Source organism: Maritimimonas rapanae (assembly GCF_057837205.1).
The window spans coordinates 551910-570656 of sequence record NZ_JBYQFI010000001.1; the positions used below are offsets into that span (position 1 = coordinate 551910).

Annotated in this window: 19 protein-coding genes; 8 read left to right on the forward strand and 11 right to left on the reverse strand. The window is 31.6% G+C overall.

Features of this window, described 5'->3' with window-relative positions:
- Entirely contained in the window at positions 1 to 942 is a 942-nt protein-coding gene (locus AC3IF2_RS02600; RefSeq protein WP_489165462.1) for an NAD(P)H-dependent flavin oxidoreductase, read from the forward strand.
- Positions 939 to 1784, forward strand: a complete 846-nt coding sequence (locus tag AC3IF2_RS02605) for a head GIN domain-containing protein (protein ID WP_489165463.1) — start codon at positions 939 to 941, stop codon at positions 1782 to 1784. Before AC3IF2_RS02600 ends, AC3IF2_RS02605 begins: the two co-directional genes overlap by 4 nt.
- On the opposite strand, the gene AC3IF2_RS02610 is transcribed toward AC3IF2_RS02605, so the two are convergent.
- The 4 genes from AC3IF2_RS02610 to mtaB are packed head-to-tail and all read right to left on the reverse strand — an operon-like array spanning position 1785 to position 5261.
- Positions 1785 to 2708, reverse strand: a complete 924-nt coding sequence (locus AC3IF2_RS02610) for a lytic transglycosylase domain-containing protein (RefSeq protein ID WP_489165464.1) — start codon at positions 2706 to 2708, stop codon at positions 1785 to 1787.
- Between the two features lie 11 nt (positions 2709 to 2719).
- Entirely contained in the window at positions 2720 to 3259 is a 540-nt protein-coding gene (gene rfbC, locus AC3IF2_RS02615) for a dTDP-4-dehydrorhamnose 3,5-epimerase (RefSeq protein ID WP_489165465.1), read from the reverse strand.
- A 12-nt stretch (positions 3260 to 3271) separates the two neighbouring features.
- Positions 3272 to 3925 (reverse strand): alpha/beta hydrolase, encoded by a 654-nt coding sequence (locus tag AC3IF2_RS02620; protein ID WP_489165466.1) that lies wholly within the window; start codon positions 3923 to 3925, stop codon positions 3272 to 3274.
- Between the two features lies 1 nt (position 3926).
- On the reverse strand, positions 3927 to 5261 hold the full coding sequence (gene mtaB / locus AC3IF2_RS02625) for a tRNA (N(6)-L-threonylcarbamoyladenosine(37)-C(2))-methylthiotransferase MtaB (RefSeq protein WP_489165467.1): 1335 nt from the start codon (positions 5259 to 5261) through the stop codon (positions 3927 to 3929).
- A 52-nt stretch (positions 5262 to 5313) separates the two neighbouring features.
- Between mtaB and AC3IF2_RS02630 the strand changes: the two genes are divergently transcribed.
- From AC3IF2_RS02630 to AC3IF2_RS02640, 3 genes are read left to right on the forward strand one after another with little or no spacing between them, the layout of a single operon-like run.
- A complete protein-coding gene (locus AC3IF2_RS02630) occupies positions 5314 to 5817 on the forward strand; it encodes a GNAT family N-acetyltransferase (RefSeq protein ID WP_489165468.1) in 504 nt (167 codons plus the stop codon).
- Positions 5814 to 6131 carry an antibiotic biosynthesis monooxygenase family protein gene (locus tag AC3IF2_RS02635; protein WP_489165469.1) on the forward strand — a complete coding sequence of 106 codons (318 nt, stop codon included), beginning with the start codon at positions 5814 to 5816 and terminating at the stop codon, positions 6129 to 6131. The genes AC3IF2_RS02630 and AC3IF2_RS02635 overlap by 4 nt, the downstream gene beginning before the upstream one ends.
- Complete coding sequence (locus AC3IF2_RS02640; protein ID WP_489165470.1) at positions 6115 to 7725, forward strand: ABC transporter substrate-binding protein; 1611 nt, start codon at positions 6115 to 6117, stop codon at positions 7723 to 7725. The genes AC3IF2_RS02635 and AC3IF2_RS02640 overlap by 17 nt, the downstream gene beginning before the upstream one ends.
- Here the strand turns inward: AC3IF2_RS02640 and AC3IF2_RS02645 are convergent.
- The 7 genes from AC3IF2_RS02645 to AC3IF2_RS02675 form a co-directional block, all read right to left on the reverse strand.
- Entirely contained in the window at positions 7709 to 8731 is a 1023-nt protein-coding gene (locus AC3IF2_RS02645) for an endonuclease/exonuclease/phosphatase family protein (protein WP_489165471.1), read from the reverse strand. The genes AC3IF2_RS02640 and AC3IF2_RS02645 overlap by 17 nt on opposite strands.
- Positions 8732 to 8755: 24 nt before the next feature.
- Entirely contained in the window at positions 8756 to 9610 is an 855-nt protein-coding gene (locus AC3IF2_RS02650) for a rhomboid family intramembrane serine protease (RefSeq protein WP_489165472.1), read from the reverse strand.
- A 29-nt stretch (positions 9611 to 9639) separates the two neighbouring features.
- Complete coding sequence (locus AC3IF2_RS02655) at positions 9640 to 10251, reverse strand: rhomboid family intramembrane serine protease (RefSeq protein WP_489165473.1); 612 nt, start codon at positions 10249 to 10251, stop codon at positions 9640 to 9642.
- Positions 10252 to 12081 carry a DNA mismatch repair endonuclease MutL gene (gene mutL / locus AC3IF2_RS02660; protein WP_489165474.1) on the reverse strand — a complete coding sequence of 610 codons (1830 nt, stop codon included), beginning with the start codon at positions 12079 to 12081 and terminating at the stop codon, positions 10252 to 10254.
- Positions 12081 to 12359 (reverse strand): riboflavin synthase subunit beta, encoded by a 279-nt coding sequence (locus AC3IF2_RS02665; protein WP_489165475.1) that lies wholly within the window; start codon positions 12357 to 12359, stop codon positions 12081 to 12083. Before AC3IF2_RS02665 ends, mutL begins: the two co-directional genes overlap by 1 nt.
- A 124-nt stretch (positions 12360 to 12483) precedes the next feature.
- Positions 12484 to 12954, reverse strand: a complete 471-nt coding sequence (ribH, locus tag AC3IF2_RS02670; protein WP_489165476.1) for a 6,7-dimethyl-8-ribityllumazine synthase — start codon at positions 12952 to 12954, stop codon at positions 12484 to 12486.
- Positions 12955 to 12963: 9 nt separating this feature from the next.
- Positions 12964 to 13728: a tetratricopeptide repeat protein gene (locus tag AC3IF2_RS02675; RefSeq protein WP_489165477.1), complete on the reverse strand. Its 765-nt coding sequence runs from the start codon at positions 13726 to 13728 to the stop codon at positions 12964 to 12966.
- A 101-nt stretch (positions 13729 to 13829) separates the two neighbouring features.
- On the opposite strand from AC3IF2_RS02675, the gene recF reads away from it, so the two are divergent.
- The 3 genes from recF to AC3IF2_RS02690 all read left to right on the forward strand — a co-directional run bounded on the left by recF (position 13830) and on the right by AC3IF2_RS02690 (position 18713).
- Entirely contained in the window at positions 13830 to 14936 is a 1107-nt protein-coding gene (recF, locus tag AC3IF2_RS02680; RefSeq protein WP_489165478.1) for a DNA replication/repair protein RecF, read from the forward strand.
- Complete coding sequence (locus AC3IF2_RS02685; protein WP_489165479.1) at positions 14920 to 15216, forward strand: DciA family protein; 297 nt, start codon at positions 14920 to 14922, stop codon at positions 15214 to 15216. Before recF ends, AC3IF2_RS02685 begins: the two co-directional genes overlap by 17 nt.
- A 68-nt stretch (positions 15217 to 15284) precedes the next feature.
- Entirely contained in the window at positions 15285 to 18713 is a 3429-nt protein-coding gene (locus AC3IF2_RS02690; RefSeq protein WP_489165480.1) for a DUF8693 domain-containing protein, read from the forward strand.
- Positions 18714 to 18747: the final 34 nt, after the last annotated feature.

An 18747-nucleotide genomic window follows, 5' to 3' on the forward strand; every position in this document is an offset into this window, starting at 1 on the left:
ATGAATAATCGAATTACCTCACTTTTTAATATTGAATACCCTGTAATACAAGCTGGTATGATCTGGGCTAGTGGTTGGAGGTTAGCTTCTGCCGTAAGTAATGTAGGTGGATTAGGCTTACTAGGCGCAGGATCGATGTACCCTAAAGTATTATTAGAACACATTCAAAAATGTAAAAAGGCAACTGATAAACCATTTGGAGTAAATGTCCCTATGTTATATCCGAACATAGAAGAGATCATGAAAATTATTGTAGATGAAGATGTTAAGATTGTCTTTACTTCTGCCGGTAACCCTAAAACTTGGACTTCTTTCCTTAAAGAAAAAGGAATTACCGTTGTGCATGTAGTTAGTAGTGTAAAGTTCGCATTAAAGGCTCAAAATGCTGGAGTTGATGCTATTGTTGCAGAAGGTTTTGAAGCTGGTGGGCATAATGGTAGAGACGAAACAACTACTTTTACATTAATTCCGATGGTTAAAGAGCAAATTTCTATACCTTTAATTGCTGCTGGTGGTATTGCGACTGGCAGAGGTATGTTAGCTGCAATGGTTCTTGGTGCTGATGCAGTTCAGATAGGGAGTCGTTTTGTGGCTAGTAATGAAGCTTCTTCACATATAAATTTTAAGGAAGAAGTTGTTAAAGCCAAGGAAGGCGATACACAATTGACTTTAAAAGAATTGGCTCCTGTTAGATTGATGAAAAACAAATTTTATGATGATGTTCAACAATTATATCAGAAATGCCCTTCAGTTGACGAATTGAAAGAATTGTTAGGTAGAGCCAGAGCTAAACGAGGTATGTTTGAAGGGGACCTTATTGAAGGTGAATTAGAAATAGGACAAATAGCTGGATTAGTTAATGATATAAAACCTGCGGCACAGATTTTGAAAGATATTATTACAGAATATGAATATATAAAACAGACAATTTCTAAGTTATGAAGAAATTACCCCTACTATTAGCTCTATTATTATCGATTTTGTGCTTAGAAGCTCAAACAAAAATCAAAGGAAATAGAATTGTTACCAGTGAAGATCGTACGTTCGATTATTTCTCAAAACTTGAAGTAAACGATAAAATTAAACTTACTTTAAGGCAAGGAAATGAAAATAAACTGGAAATTACAGCAGACGAAAATTTACTCGATGTTTTAGATACAGATGTATTAAATAGTACATTGACTTTATCACTAAACAAAAAAATTACAAGAGCGAAACAATTTGATTTAGTACTTTATGTTGAAGATTTAGACTATATAGAACTAAATGACGATAGTAAAGTAATCGCGCTCGAAAAGTCTGAATTTTTTAATCTAGAAATTGTTTTAAATGATAAATCTGATCTAGAAATGATCGTTGATTCTAAGTTTTTAAGGGTAGAAACAAACGAACGCTCAAAAGGAGAACTCACCATAAAGGCTGATAGCTTAGAAGTTGACTTAAAAGAATCATCAAAATTAAAATCTAGTATAACTTCTGAAAGATTGATTCTTAATAACTCTGGTAATTCTAATTCTGAATTTTCAGGTAAGGTAACCAGCCTAGATTTAAATGCTAATGCTAATGCTACGTTTAAAGGGGCAGAACTTATTGTTAATACAGTTACCGTTAATGCGAGAAGTAAATCAGATTCTTATATAAATGCTCGAGAGACTATCGAAATCTCAGCGAAAGATAAGGCCAAGGTTTATATATTTAATAAGCCCGAAATACTAATTAAATTATTTGAAGATAATGCGAGTATTTTAAAAAGAGAATCTATGAAATTACTAGAAACGCTTTAACTATTTTTCTGGAATATTTATATAATAAACTTTTCCACTCTTATTATTTAAATGATTTTCACGCAACCAAGGATTGTGAATCTTCAATTCTTTGTAGTGTGTGTCAAACTTTTTAGCAAAAGCTGCAATATTTGATATTGGTGTATCTACTTTTACTTGATAACTATCAGGTAAAACATATAAATCTTCCCTATCAAATTGAAAACCATATTTTTTAGGGTTCGATAGAATTTCTTTAGCGGCAACAATTCTAGGCACGTATCGCTCTGTATTTTCTCCAGCTAATACATCCCAATAATTATCAACCATTTGCGTATTCATTCGTTTATCGATTCCATGATTACCTGCATGATAAGCACCAGCAGCTAAAGTCCAACTACCAAGCCTTTTTTTCGCAGTTATTAAATAATCACAAGCTGCCCTTGAGGCTTTTTCTAGATGATAGCGTTCGTCTACATTGGAGTTTACTTCTAATCCATTTTCGCGAGCAGCATTTCTAAGCATTTGCCACATACCTTTAGCCCCAGCTGGCGAAGTCACATTTCTTAGATCACTTTCTATAACTGCTAAATATTTAAAATCATTTGGCACACCTTTTTCTTTTAAAATAGGCTCAATTATCGGAAAATACTTGTGTGTTCTTTTAAACCATAATAAAGCGTTGGATTGCCAATAGGTATTTACTAATAATTCTCTATCTATCCTTTCTTTTACATCATGTCGCTCTAGCGGAACACGCTCTCCTGCAAAAGATAAATTCTCAGGTATTTTTAATGCTTTTATGTTATACGAGTCACTCGTGTTTTTTAAAGATATTTTCTTTTCCTGAGGTTTGTAATCAGGATCCTGTTGCGTTGCATTAATTAAAATTCCGCTAACAATAATTATAGCGATCAAGAGGATTATTTTATGTGATTTAAGCATTAAGAGGAGTTTTAAAATAATGAATTATAGTCCGCAAACTTTAGACCAACTTTATCTTTTTCAGAAATTATTGGATCTTCTACTTGCCAATTTATATTTAGAGTTTCGTCACACCATAACAACGATGTTTCAGAGTCTTTGTTGTAATATTCTGTGCATTTATAGCTAAAGATAGTATCATCTTCTAGCACTAAAAAACCATGAGCAAAACCTTTTGGTATATACAATTGCTCTTTGTGTTCACCAGAAAGTACATGCTTATAATGTTTACCATAAGTTTCAGAATCTTTCCTAAGATCTACAACTACATCCAGTACGCTTCCTTTAATAACACGAACCAGTTTTCCTTGCGTATATGGAGGATTTTGAAAATGCAATCCTCTTAAAACACCTTTTTGAGAAGCAGATTCATTATCCTGTACAAATTCTACATCTAAAATATCTTCTAAAGATTTTTTATTATAGCTTTCTAGAAAATAACCACGATCATCTGAGAATACTTTTGGTGTTATTACCAGTAATCCGTCTATAAATGTCTTTTCAATGTTCATTGGTGCAATTTACTAAATATGTTCGATCAATAACTGTGAAATCTTCTTAGCTTTATTTAAGATCATGACATGAGTTCCACCATGTACATGAATGCAATTTTTTATATGTTTTATAGGAAAAACACCATCTGCATTTCCATGAATATGAATTACATTATTTAAAGGGTTTTCTTGATTCCAGTGTAACACATTGTGAATGGCCCAAGGTAAATACAATTCATCATTCATAGACATATACTTTTTGTAAAGTTCAACACGTTTTTTAGTAAATCCGCTAAAAGCATATTTTTCGTATGCCTCGATATTACTAACTGTTTTGGTTGGAAATAATTTATATGCTTTTGTGGCCTTTGCTAATCTTAATCTTTTCGGAAGCTCTTTTTTAGACTTAACACTAGATATAATAATGGTTTTTCTAGTTTTAATAAGCTTGCTCATTTCTTGAACCATTACACCACCAAAGGAAACACCAATTAGAACAGGAAATTCATGTTGAATTCTATCACACATACGCTGCGCATAATGCTGAATAGACTCATTTAGAGATTCTGGAATTAACCAATCTAAATAATAAATTTCAAATTGATCTTCAGGGAATTCTAAATATTCAAAAATACTGATATTAGCACCTAATCCTGGAACAAAATATATAGGTATTTTATTCATCTTAACTTAAAACAGGTTCTTTTACAAAGTTTAAACGAACTAATCCGTCTGAATCGATTTCAGTCAACTCAATTTTATGCAAAGTATTTACTAATTCAGGATTCCAAGGTGTTTTTACTTTTACATAGTTTTCTGTGAATCCATGAATATATCCTTCTTTGTTCTCATTTTCAAAAAGTACAGTTGACTCATTACCCAATTGACTTTCATAAAAAGCACGACGTTTTTTGACAGACAAACCACGCAGCATTTTGCTTCGCTTATGGCGAATGTTTTTTGGTATCACGCCTTCCATTAGTATTGCTTCAGTATTTGGCCTTTCTGAGTAGGTAAACACATGTAAATAAGAAATGTCTAATTCATTTAGATAATTATATGTTTCTAAAAATAACTCATCTGTTTCTCCAGGAAAACCTACAATTACGTCTACACCTATACATGCATTTGGCATCACTTCACGAATTTTTGCAACTCTATCTGTGTATATTTTTCGTAAATAACGACGCTTCATTTTTTTAAGCAATTCATCACTTCCACTCTGTAATGGAATATGAAAATGAGGTACAAAACTATTAGAATTTGCTACAAAATCAATTGTTTCATTTTTAAGTAGATTTGGTTCTATAGATGAAATACGAAGTCTATGAATTCCTTCTACTTTATCTAAAGCCTGTACAAGTTCAAAAAATGTGTGCTCATGTTTTTTATTACCAAACTCACCTTTTCCGTAATCACCAATATTTACACCAGTTAGCACAATTTCTTTAATACCTTGCTCAGAAATTTCCTTAGCGTTATTCAATACATTTTCTAAGGTGTCACTTCGTGAAATTCCTCGTGCTAAAGGAATGGTACAATAAGTACATTTATAATCGCAACCGTCTTGTACTTTTAAAAAAGCACGAGTTCTATCACCAATTGAATAAGAGTCAACATAAAAATCTGCATCTGAAATTTCACAAGAATGAACCTCACCAATATCATTTTTAGAAAGATCGTTAACATAATCTGTTACTTTAAATTTTTCGGTAGCACCTAGAACTAGATCGACACCATCAATAGCAGCAAGTTCTTCAGATTTTAGCTGAGCATAGCATCCAATAGCAATTAAAAATGCATTTTCATTTTGTTTCAACGCAGATTTAACAATAGTTTTAAAGCGTTTATCTGCATTATCAGTAACAGAACAAGTATTTATCACATAGATATCAGCTTTATTTTCAAAATCAACACGTTCAAAACCCTCACTAGTAAAATTACGAGCGATAGTTGAAGTTTCAGAAAAATTTAGCTTACATCCTAAAGTGTAAAAAGCAACTTTTTTTTGTGCACTCATTACTGTACATTTACGGTTTGCAAAACTACAATAATATTAGCATTCTACCATAATGGAAGTGATTTTTGAAACGGAAAGATTAACAATTAGATTATTGAGATTAACTGACTTAAATCCGTTTCATAAAATGCAAAGTAATCCTTTGGTTATGCAATATGCTAAAGGGAAAGTTAAAAGTATTAATGCTCATAAAGAAGAACTTAAAGAGTTAATTTTAAAGTATCAAAATCCTATCAATAACTTTTGGATTTATGCCATTGAATGTAAAAATGATAATAAATTTATTGGAACATGTGCTTTGGTTAAAGACGGAGATGATGACGAAATTGGCTATCGTTTTTTACAAGAATATTGGGGAAACGGTTATGGTAATGAAATATGTAAAGGGTTAATAGATTTTTGTAAAAGAAAAGGATTTAAGAAACTGATAGCCTACGCAGTTGATAAAAATGTAGCTTCGGCTAAAATTCTTAAAAGGTTAAACTTTAAAGTGGTAAAGAAATTTATAAGTGAGGATATTAAATTACCAGAAACTAAATTCGAATTAATTCTATGATAGCAAACACTCCAAGTCCGCCATATTATGCTGTAATATTTTCTAGCATTCGATCTAAAGCCGAAGAAGGCTATGGAGAGATGGCAGATAAAATGTTTGAACTAGCAGCTACACAAGATGGGTATTTAGGAGTTGAAAAAGCAAGTAAAGAAATTGGTATTACGATTTCCTATTGGGATAGTTTAGAAGCTATTAAAAATTGGAAAATGAATGCCGAGCATACTATTGCTAGAGAAAAGGGTAGAGGTATTTGGTATCAATATTTCAAAGTTCGTATTTGTAAAGTAGAGCGTGATTATGAATTTGAAAAGTAAATTTTTAATTATTGGTTTTGTATTGGTGTTAATTTCATGTAAGAAGAAAACATCAAAATTTGATGATTCTCAAGTATTTAGGTACAATGAACATTCTAATATAAGCTCTCTTGATCCGGCCTTTGCAAAAAAACAAGCAGATATTTGGGCTGTAAATCAATTATATAACGGATTAGTACAATTAGATGATAGTTTGCATGTGCAACCAGATATTGCAAAAAATTGGCAAATAACTGAAGATGGAAAAACATATTCGTTTACTCTTAGAGATGATGTCCAGTTTCACAAGCACCATTTATTTGGTATAGATTCTATTAGATATGTAAATGCTACAGATTTTGAGTACTCCTTTAATCGGTTATTAGATAAGAAAGTTGCATCACCTGGAGGTTGGGTTCTTCAAAATGTTGAAAATTTTAAATCAGAAAACGATTCCGTGTTTATAATTAATTTAAAAAAACCATTTCCACCTTTTTTAGGTTTATTATCAATGAAATATTGTTCTGTAGTCCCTAAAGAAATTGTGGAGCATTATCGTAATGATTTTCGATCTAATCCCATAGGTACTGGCCCATTTCAATTTAAAATGTGGGTAGAAAATACCAAATTGGTGTATCGTAAGAATTCTAATTATTATGAAAGAGATAACAACGGAAAACAATTACCATATTTAGAAGCCGTAGCCATTACATTTTTACCAGATAAGCAGAGTGAATTTTTGCAGTTGGTACAAGGTAATATTGATTTTCTTTCAGGTTTAGATGCTTCTTATAAGGATGACGCACTAACGACAGACGGAAAACTAAAGGATGTATATGAAGATAGATTGAAATTAATTACTGGGTCTTATTTAAACACAGAGTATTTAGGATTGTTAATGGATGTTGATAGTAATTACCCAACTTCAAATCACTTACTCCGAAAAGCAATCAATTATGGATTTGATCGAGAAAAGATGATTCTTTATATGCGTAATGGTATTGGTACTCCTGCTTTAAATGGATTTATACCGAAAGGCTTACCATCTTTTAATGGATTTGAAGGATATACATACAATCCTTCAAAAGCAAAAACTTTAATAAACCAATTCAGAGAAGAAACTGGCAATCTAACTCCTGAAATTTCAATTACTACAAATAGTCAGTATTTAGATTTATGTGAATATATACAACGACAATTAGAAAAGATCGGATTAAAAGTAAATGTAGATGTAGTACCTCCATCTACTTTAAGACAGTCTAAGGCAAACGGAAAATTACCCATTTTTAGAGCTAGTTGGATAGCCGATTACCCAGATGCTGAAAATTATTTATCATTGTTTTACAGTAAAAATTTTGCTCCCAACGGGCCAAATTACACTCATTTTAAGAATGATCATTTTGATAAATTATATGAAGAAGCTTTTATAACCGTCGAAAATGAAAAAAGATATAAACTATATCAAAAAATGGATAGTATAATTATTGAGGAAGCTCCGATAGTTCCACTATATTATGATGCCATAGTGCGATTTTCTCAAAAAAATGTAAAAGGGCTTGGTATAAATCCAATCAATTTATTGAATCTCAAACATGTTTCTAAAATGAAACAGTAGCCATAATGGGGTAGTGATCAGAGTACTTTACATTATAATTTTTATGTTCAAGTATTTCTAGTTCAGAATCAACAAAAATATAATCTATCCGTAAAGGAAAACCCTTAAAATCGTAGGTTTTACCAAAACCACTACCTGCCTTTAAATAGGAATCTTGTAGATCAGCTTTTAAATTTTTATAAACCCACGAGGAGGCAGTATTATTCATATCTCCAACAGCAATACTTTTACCTGCATATGTTTTTTGAGATTTTGTTAAAGGAGTTAATTGGTTTTCTTGTAGTTTGAACGCACTTTTTAAGCGATTAATCAATTTATCAGAATCTTTTTGCCCTAAATATTCTTGATCGGGTTTTAAACCAAGTGATTGTAAGTGAAAATTATAGATTCTTATAGTGTCATTATTTCTAAGAACTTCAATGTAAATAAAACGATCATTTTTAGTTTCATCTAAATTAACTTTGTCTTTAGCAATTATTGGATATTTTGAAAAAAAAGCTAGGCCAGATTTGCTACGTTTACTAATACTAGGATTATAACTATATGGGTAGTTTAAAGAAAAATTCTCATTTTCTTTAAATTCTTGCAAAGCTACTATGTCTGGATTTTCTTGCGTAATAAATCTCTGAATCTTTTGAGGAATATTTTCATCACTTATCCATTTATTTCGATTAAATTTCCTAACATTATAACTCATAACTGAAATCTCAAGGTCAGCTTTTTTACTTGTAGGAGAAGAGAACTTATAAATAGGAGAAGCAATAAAATACCCTAGAAGTAATACTAAAACCGAAAGAAGAAATTGTTTCTTGAAACCAATGATAATCCAGTAACAGACGAATAGAATGTTTATTAGAATGAGTGCAGGAATAGTTAGCCCAACAATTGGTGCAATAGAAAACGAACTAGGTTTAACATAAGGCACAGCATATGATAACAATAATACAATAGCAAAAATACTATTGATGAAAAACAGTGCTTTATTTATAAAAGAGAGCTTTTTCATAGAGTTTTGCAGGGCATAATTAGCTTACTTTTTACCGACCGAAAATAGAAAATCTTTTTCTTCTTGCGTCAGCGTTTCGTAACCAGATTTGCTTATTTTATCTAAAATTGTATCAATCTTTCGTTGTTGAACATTTTTATCTAAAGATGCTTTAATTGGTTTAGCTTTTTTATAAACGGTTTTTAGTGGCTTTTGTTTTTTTGTTTTGGAAAAATTTGAGAAGAACTTACTGAAGTTTTTTCCATCATTAAATTGATTTGTAAGTAAAAAACCTATTAATGCACCTCCTAAATGTGCTAAATGACCTCCGGTATTACTCATGGGTAATTGAACAATATCTATTAAAACAATAGCCGCAGCAACATGCCATAATTTAATGGCTCCAATAAATCGAAAATGCATTGCATAATTAGGGACTTTTGTAGCCAACCCTACTAAAATTGCAGTTACACCAGCAGATGCACCAACCAAATAAGAAGAATGACTCTCTAATGCGGGAAAATAATTATAGCTTAACAAAAATACCATTCCGCCTAAAAGAATACCTAAAAAATAATAAGTTAAAAATTGTTTTTTAGAGAAGAAATCTAAAAATAAAATACCAAAATAATATAAAACGAGTGAATTAAAAAGTATATGTAAAAAATCACCATGAAGAAAGCCATAAGAAATGATAGTCCAAGGTTTTGAGAGAAACAAATTAAAATCAGCTGGTAGAGAAAACCAATTAAATAAAAAGTTATTACCCCACTGCATTAGAGATGAAATAGCTTTAAATAGGTAAGTAAGAATAAAAATAAATACGTTTATTACTATAATCTGCTCAACGATGGTTGCGGATTGAAAACGATGTTTTATTTGCTCTACTGAACTGTTCATTAACTTTTCTTAACTTCAATTTTTTGAACTTATTTATCCCAACGCTTAAATTGATTTTTCTTCCAATAAAGCATAATTAAAAAACCGATAAGGGCACCTCCAATATGTGCGAAATGCGCAATATTTCCAACTGAATAACTGGTAAAACCAAAAAACAAATCACCAAAAACAATTAGAGGAATAAAATATTTTGCAGCTATCGGAACAGGAAAAAATATCAAAGCTAATTTTGCATTTGGAAAATTCATTCCAAAAGCTACCAAAACACCATAAACAGCTCCAGAAGCACCAACAGCTACAGCACCGTAATCTTCAAAATAGTAATTTGCTAATGTGTAAATTAATGCTGCACCTAGTCCTGCAGAAAAATAGAAGAAGAAAAATTTATTTTTACCCCACATTTGTTCCAACGGAGAACCGAACGCCCAAAGTGCATACATATTGAATATAATATGCATTGCCCCACCATGCATAAACATATGAGTTATAAATTGCCAAGGTTTAAAAAATTCACTAGATGGATAAAATAATGCAAATAATTCAAACATTTTATCTTCCATGTTTGGAACAAAATATGTTACAACATAGAATAATACATTTATAATAAGTAAATGTTTTATAGCTTCGGTTAATCGTCCCATTTAATTATCAAATTTTAACTGAATTTCTTCTAATGGTAAAGTGATAAAAGTATTTTTACCATAAGGAGAATGATTAGGTTCTTTGCAAGAAAATAATTTTTCTAAGATTTCTTCTTGCTCAACTGTATCTAGCTTTACACCATTTTTAATGGCTAAACTTTTAGCCAAGCTCTTAGCAATAACATCTATTTGACTAAAACTTGTTTCTGGTATTTCGTGTCGAACATTTTCTAGTAGTTCTTCTAAAATAGATCGAATTTTACTTTCTTTAATTAAAGTTGGTATACCATTAATAACAACATTTTCAGAAACAATACTATCAAACTGAAAACCAATACTTTCAAGATCGGACCTCATATCTCTAAGCAATTGTATCTCAACAGGTGTAAAACTTAAATCTATTGGAAATAATAATTGTTGACAGGCTGCTTCATCAATAGTAATCTTGGTTAAAAACTCTTCATATAAAATGCGTTGGTGTGCTAAATTCTGATCGATCATTACCATACCAGATTTAATAACGCTAAGTATATATTTTTGATGTATTTGAAATGTTTTTGTGCCCCTATTAGCAGATTGCTGATCAAAAAGTTCTTTAGTGACTTCTTGCGCATCTACTTCTATATTTTCTATAGCTAGGGCATCATCCTTAACATTAACATATAAAGAACTCCAGTTGGTATTTTGTTCTTTTCTATAAATAGAGGATGATTTTTTCTCCGTTTCAAACGGATTAAAACTAGGGTCAACAGTTACTTTAGGTGATGTAGCTTTCTTTTCCTTAAAATCATAAGGAACATCAAGTGTGGCATCTTTGTCAAAATCGAGTACCGGTGCTACATTATATTGCCCTAAACTATGTTTTATGGTAGATCTTAATATTGCATATAATGCATGTTCATTATCAAATTTCACCTCGGTCTTTGTAGGATGAATATTAATATCTATGGTGTTTGTGGGTACTTTTAAGTATAAAAAATACGAAGGATGGTAACCATGTGCTAATAATCCGTCAAAAGCATTTACTACAGCATGATGTAGGTAGCCATGCTTTATAAAACGATCATTTACAAAAAAGAATTGCTCACCTCTTTTCTTCTTAGCAAAATTGGGTTTTGTTATAAATCCTTCTATTTTTACGATGTCTGTTTCTTCATTTATCGGAACCAATTTTTCGTTGGTTTTACTTCCTAAAATTGCTACTATGCGCTGACGAAGATTACCAGATTTTAAATTGAAAAGTTCACCATCATTATGATACAGAGAAAAAGCAACAGTAGGATGTGCTAAAGCAACTCTTTGAAATTCATCAATAATGTGCCGCATTTCTACAGCATTTGATTTTAAAAAATTACGCCTTGCCGGAATATTATAAAATAAATGTTTTACTGCTACGCTAGTTCCCTTTGTTGTAGAAATTAGATTTTGAGAAATGATTTTACTTCCTTCAAATTTTATCTGTGTACCTAATTCATTACTTTCTGATCTAGTTTTTAGTTCTACATGAGAAATGGCAACTATAGAAGCTAATGCCTCACCCCTAAATCCTTTAGTACTAAGATTAAAGAGATCATCAGCAGATTTTATTTTAGAAGTTGCATGACGTTCAAATGCTAATCTAGCGTCAGTTTCACTCATGCCAATGCCGTTATCAATAACTTGTATCAATGTTTTACCAGCATCTTTTACTAATAATTTCACCTCTGTAGCTTCTGCATCAATAGCGTTTTCTAATAATTCTTTAACAACTGAAGATGGTCGTTGAACTACTTCGCCTGCTGCAATTTGATTTGCAACATGATCTGGTAAAAGCTGAATGATATCTGGCATTATTTTGTTAGGAAGATTGAAAGGTCAAAATCGATGAGATATAAGAATATTAAAATTAAGATTCCAGCTACTATAAAAATAGTTTTATTAGAACCTTTATTTTCTGAACTTTTTAATTCGTCTACAGCATCAATAAATTTAGCTTTTAGATTTTTGTTTTTACCTGTAGTTGTTCTAAACTCGTCAAACTTATGCTTAATTTCAAAAGGATTTCCTTCTCCTTTATAATATCTTGGTTGATATTCAAATTTTTTAGGTTTGCGTTTAAAGAATCCCATAAGGCAAAAAAATTATAATTTAGATTTTTATCACAAAAATCCTACCATTTTTTGATGGTAAATCAAAAGTACCAAAATTAAAAAGAGTGGTCAAATTTTGTTTATAACAAGCACGTTAAACCTATCATAAAGTTGCCATTTTAATGGCGGCAATAGCACATTCTACACCTTTGCTCCCTAATTTACCACCAGAACGATCTATAGATTGCTGCATTGTATTATCTGTAAGCACACAGAAAATAGTTGGCGTATCGTATTGAATGTTTAGGTCTTTAATGCCTTGTGAGACAGCTTCGCAAACAAAATCGAAATGTTTGGTTTCACCTTGTATAACGCACCCAATAGCAATTACAGCGTCTAAAGATTGTTTTTTTAGTAGATGTTTGGCCCCGTAAACTAATTCATAACTACCAGGTACATCTAACCTAGAAATATTTACAGGTAAAGCGCCACAATCAATTAGTGTTTCTTTAGCCCCATTAAAAAGATTTTCGGTAATAGAACTATTCCATTCAGAAACAACAATCCCAAATCGAAGAGCCTTCGCATTTGGGATTGTAGCTTTATCATAGTATGATAAATTAGTTGTTGCCATATTAGCTATTTACTGCTGTGCAAATTTAGCTCTTTGTAAAAAGACATCTATTTCTAAGCCTTCTTCAGATTTAGAATAATTATCTTTTATTCTTTTAAATAGGCCTTCTGCTTTTTTGAATTCCTTTAAATCCATAGCAGTTCTACCAGCTTTCATTAAATATATAGGTGATGTAAATTCATTGCTTTTAAAATCTGCTGCTTTCTCATAATATTCTAATGCTTCTTCTGGCTGATTGATTTCCGCGAAAGCGTCACCAATATTACCTAAAGCTAAAGCACCTAAAATTTGATCATCAGTAGAAAAATCACTTAAATGGGTGATGGCATTTTGATAATCTTTCATTTTTAGATAAGAAATACCAGCCATATACTTTGCTAAATTTCCGGCATTAGTACTTCCGTAATTATCTACAATGTCTAATAACCCATATTTACCGTCTGCACCATTTAAAGCTAGATTATATAAAGAATCTGCAGCCACAGCATTCGTTTGAGCTTGATCAAAAAAGCTTTTAGAATATGCTAATTCATCAGCAGCCTCCAATTCTTTAGGTTCTTTTATGTATTTGTTATAAGCTAAATATCCTAAGATCAATGCAGCTACAATAACTAAACCTGCAAATAACGGCTTACTATTCTTTTCTACCCATTGCTCTGATTTTGAAGCAGTTTCATCAAGTGTATTAAATACTTCAGCAGTTGTACTATTAGCTTCAATATTTTGCTTTACTTCTTTATTCGCTTTTTTTCCTCTTTTCTTATAAGTTGCCATTCGTTTCAAAATTTGAATGCGCAAAAATATAATTTTTTATCGAATTCAGAAGCCTATAATTGCTGTAATTTTTGTTTTTTTGTAGTTGTACAGATATCATTATGCATCTTAAGAAAATAGCATTAGTTAATTATAAAAATTTTGATTCTACAGAATACAGCTTTGATGAAAAGATAAATTGTTTTGTTGGAAATAATGGTGTAGGTAAAACGAATGTTTTAGATGCAATTTATCATTTGGCTTTTGCTAAAGGATATTTTAATAGCATTGCCTTGCAAAATATTAAGCATGATGAAGATTTCTTTTTAATTGAAGGTGTTTTTGAAAAGGATGATCGTGAAGAAGTGATTAGTTGTAGTTTAAAGAGAGGCCAGAAAAAAGCAGTAAAAAGAAATGGTAAATTATATGAAAAACTATCGAATCATATAGGATTAATACCATTGGTCATTATTTCACCTTCAGATACTAATTTGATAATTGAAGGAAGCGATATCCGTCGAAAGTTTATAGACAGTGTAATCTCTCAGTCAGACAAATTATACTTACAGAATTTAATTGCTTATAACAAGGTGCTCTCCCAGCGAAATTCGTTATTAAAATATTTTGCATTAAATCACACATTTGATGCTTTAAATTTGAAGATATATAATGAACAATTAGTTGATTTTGGTCATAAAATTTATGAGAAGCGTAAACAGTTTTTAACCGATTTTATTCCTTTATTCAGAAAACGGTATCAATTAATTGCTGAAACAGAAGAAAATGCAGACTTGATTTACAAATCTCAATTAGAATCTGATTCATTAGATGTTTTGTTAGAAAGTAATCTAGAAAGAGATAGATTATTGCAATATACTTCAGTAGGAATACATAAAGATGACTTGTTATATACTATAGATAATTATTCAGTTAAGAAGTTTGGATCGCAAGGACAACAAAAATCGTATCTTATAGCGTTGAAATTAGCGCAATTCGATTTGATTAAAGAACAATCAAAGACAACACCAATATTGTTATTAGACGATATTTTTGATAAATTGGACGAAACAAGGGTAGAAAAGCTAATTTCTTTAGTAAATGATGATAATTTTGGGCAATTATTTATATCTGACACACATATAAACAGAACAGAAGAAGTGATTAAAAAAACAGGTCAATCCTTTAAAATGTTTGAATTAAAAAAGTTGAGCAATGTCGAAACGGAATAATGAATTTCAGTCTATTAGTGAAGCGATGCAGGAAATGCTAACTGAAAATAAATTGCAAAAAGGCATAGATCAAATTGCTGTAAAAGATGCTTGGTTAGAGGTTATGGGTCAGGGAGTTATGAGTTATACTATCTCTACCGAATTGAGAAAAAATGAATTAATTGTTAAGCTTTCTTCCTCAACTTTGCGAGAAGAGTTGAGTTATGGTAAAGATAAGATTATAACAATGTTGAACGAAAACTTAAAGAAAACCGTTATAAATAAGATAAAACTCCTGTAAAACAGGATAGAATTTATATATTTGTACATTAAGAAAAAGATTAAAAAGGGAATTTTAATATACTACTCATGATGAAAAAATTACTATGTTCAATTTTATTTGCTGTTCTTTCCATTGGGTTTATACAAGCTCAGGTATTAGGCAATGTAAGTGGAGGTATGCCTCTAGATGAAATTGAAACGACTAGTTCCGCACCACCTACAAATATACCTATTACAGCTGAAGGAACTGATTTTGGTTCGACAAGCGTAGGAAATACTTTAGCAGAGACATTTACTTTTACAAGTAATTCTAGCTCGCTATTGGCAATAGGAATTGGTGGAATTACCGGAACCAATGCCGACCAATTCAATAACGATTCTCCAAATCCAAGTAATACTAATAGTGTAGGAGCCACATCAACATTTAATGTTAATTTTGTTCCAACTTCAGAAGGAGAAAAGAATGCTATTATTGAGGTTACAGTTACTGATTTAATTACCTTTGATTCTGAAAGTTTTTTCTTCAATATTAGAGCTACAGCTTCGGCCGCCGCTCCAAACATTCAGTTATTTGGGGATGATAATGCAGAAATTCCTCACCTCACCCTTAACCCTAGTCCTGGAGATAATACTCATTATGGTAACGTAGTCGTGGGTCAATCGTTAACAAGACAGTTTACAATAGAAAATACCGGAACTGGTACTTTAACTATTACTAATATTTTTGGGATCTTTAATGAACCAGATTTCAATATAACCTTACCCGGAGGTGTAAGTTTTCCTCAGGATATTATCTCTGGAGGCTCTTTAACTTTTGATGTTACTTTCACTCCATCATCTCCTAATTCTATTAATGAATTTATTAGAATAGATAGTAATGATGGTGACACTCCTAACCTTGTTTTTGAAGTCTTGGGTGTTGGTATTCCAGCTACACCAAGTATTGAGGTGTTTGGTAATAATAACCCAATTACTGGTGATGATTTGAATGTTCCAAGTATAACTAATCATACTTATTTTGGAGATGTGCAAGTAAGTGGAGGGACATCTACTCGTACTTATACAATAGTTAATAATGGTACTTCAGATCTCATTTTAAATGGTATTCCTATTGTAAGAATTGAAGGAGTTGATGCTTCAGATTATACTGTGATTACTAATCCAGATACTACCATAGCACCAGGAGGAGGGTTTACTACTTTTGTGGTAGAGTTTGACCCTAGTGCTCCAGCTGGCACTAAAGATGCAGAAATAAATATTGATAATAATGCTAGCCCTGATCCTTATGTTTTTGACATTAGCGGTGATGCCAGTACTGGTCCACCAGCTGGTAGCCCTCTATTAATAACTCAATACTACGAAGGTGGTGGAAATGAACAATACTTAGAGATCAAAAATGTTTCTTCTTCGCCTGTTACACCTGGAAGTTTTTTTGTAGCTATATATTCTGATAATAGAACAACAACAAATATTATAACTACAGAAGCTCCAGATTTAAGCTATCGGATAAATACTATTATCCCTGCTGGAGGTGTGTTTTTACTTAAAAATATAAATGCAGGTGGTAATGGTACACCTACAGACCAATTGAGTTTTGATGGAAACGATGTTATTTTAATTTCCGAATCTAATGAAGATGACTGTTATGGTGTTAGAATTGATATGATGGGGGTCTCAACAAGCTCGCCTCCTCCTCAATGGGGAGCAAACGTTTCCTATATAAAAGGATGTGGTACCAATGAAATACCAAGCAAAGATTTTGATTATACAATTACACAAGCTGGGGTAGATGTAAATGATTATATCAGATTAGAATTAGAAGAGGTAGATAACGCTACCGCTGGCACAAATTTAGTTTTAGGTACACAAACGGTAGGTTCAACTACTTATGGAAGTTCATGGTCTAACGGCATTCCTGATAGAACCAAAAATGTTATAATAACTGGGACGTACAATGAATCTGCAGGCTCATTTGATGCATGTAACTTAACAATTAATGGTAGTATAAATATTAATGGAGGTACATCCACTACCATAAAGGTTGCTGAAAATTTAAATATTAACGGAAGTTTTATAATTGGTGATACTGAATCATTAATTACAACCAGTTCTGATTTAAATGCAGTAACCGGTTCAATCACAAAATTTGAAAACTCTACTCCTTTGGGGCATTTTAGAGATTTTACCTATTGGTCATCACCAGTAGAAAATGCAGATTTAGGAACGGTATTTAGTGGTGTTGAAAGAGTATTCTATTGGCGTGATCCTGATACTGGAAATCCAGGTGCTTGGGTGCCTGCAAATGCAGGAGTCATGGAAAAAGCTAGAGGGTACATAGCAGAAGCTCCTGAGGGTGTATTGCAACATAATGTTTCCTTTACTGGAACACCTCATCACGGGTTTTTTGATAAAAAAATTGGTTATGATAATAGTTTTGCGGCAACCGGTGGTTTTGGGTTTAATTTAATAGGAAATCCGTATCCTTCTGCTATTGATGCCGATATTTTTATAGAATTTACAGATAATGATCAAAACAATATTTTCGATAATAAAGCTATAGACGGAACCTTATGGTTTTGGACACATGCTACAGGTTATCAAGATAACCCCGGAGAAGATGATGATTATACAGTTAATGATTATGCTACTTACAATTTAGCAGGAGGAACTGCTGTTGGTAGTGGAAGTGGTGCAGGTGATGGAAATATCGCTTCTGGACAAGGATTTTTAGTAAATACAGTTACAGACGACCCTTTTATATACTTTGACCCTTCTATGCAATTAGAAGGTAATAATGATCAATTCTTTAGAGGCAAAACTAAAAAAATCAAAAATGTGGAGCCAAAAGATAGAATGTGGTTAAATGTTAATAGTAAACAAGGCGGTGCTTTTAATCAAATTTTAGTTGGATTTTTTGAGAATGCAAGTGATGGATTCGATAGAGGATATGACGGATTAAAATTTGACGGAGGTAACTTTATTAGTTTATATTCTAATATGGAAGAAGAGCGTTATGCGATTCAAGGATTTGGACCTTTTTCAGCCGACAAGAAAGTATCTATTGGTTTTGATTCTTATGTTAAAGAAGAATTTGTTATTTCTATTGATAAGACCGAGGGTATACTAGATAACGAAGAAATCTACTTAGTAGATAATGAATTGAATATTGTACATGACTTAAAGGCTTCTGGCTATGAGTTTGAAATTACTGAAGTAGGTAGTTTCTCTGATCGTTTTACTTTACAGTTCAATAAATCTGTATTAGGAATTAACGATGAGGCATTAAATAACAACTTTATTGTTTTCAGTGAAAATGGTGAACTACGAATAAGATCTAACAATGAGATTAAAGAAATGAAGGTATATGATATGTTAGGTAGATTATTAATTGATAATAAACCTAATCAATCTGATTTTTATTTGAATACCCAAAGTATAGCTAAGGGTACAGTTCTTGTTCTTAACGCAGTGTTAGAAAATGGCGCAGAAGTAAGTAAAAAAGCAATTAAGTATTAATTGATTTTAAAATATATAAATTTAAGCCTCGCAA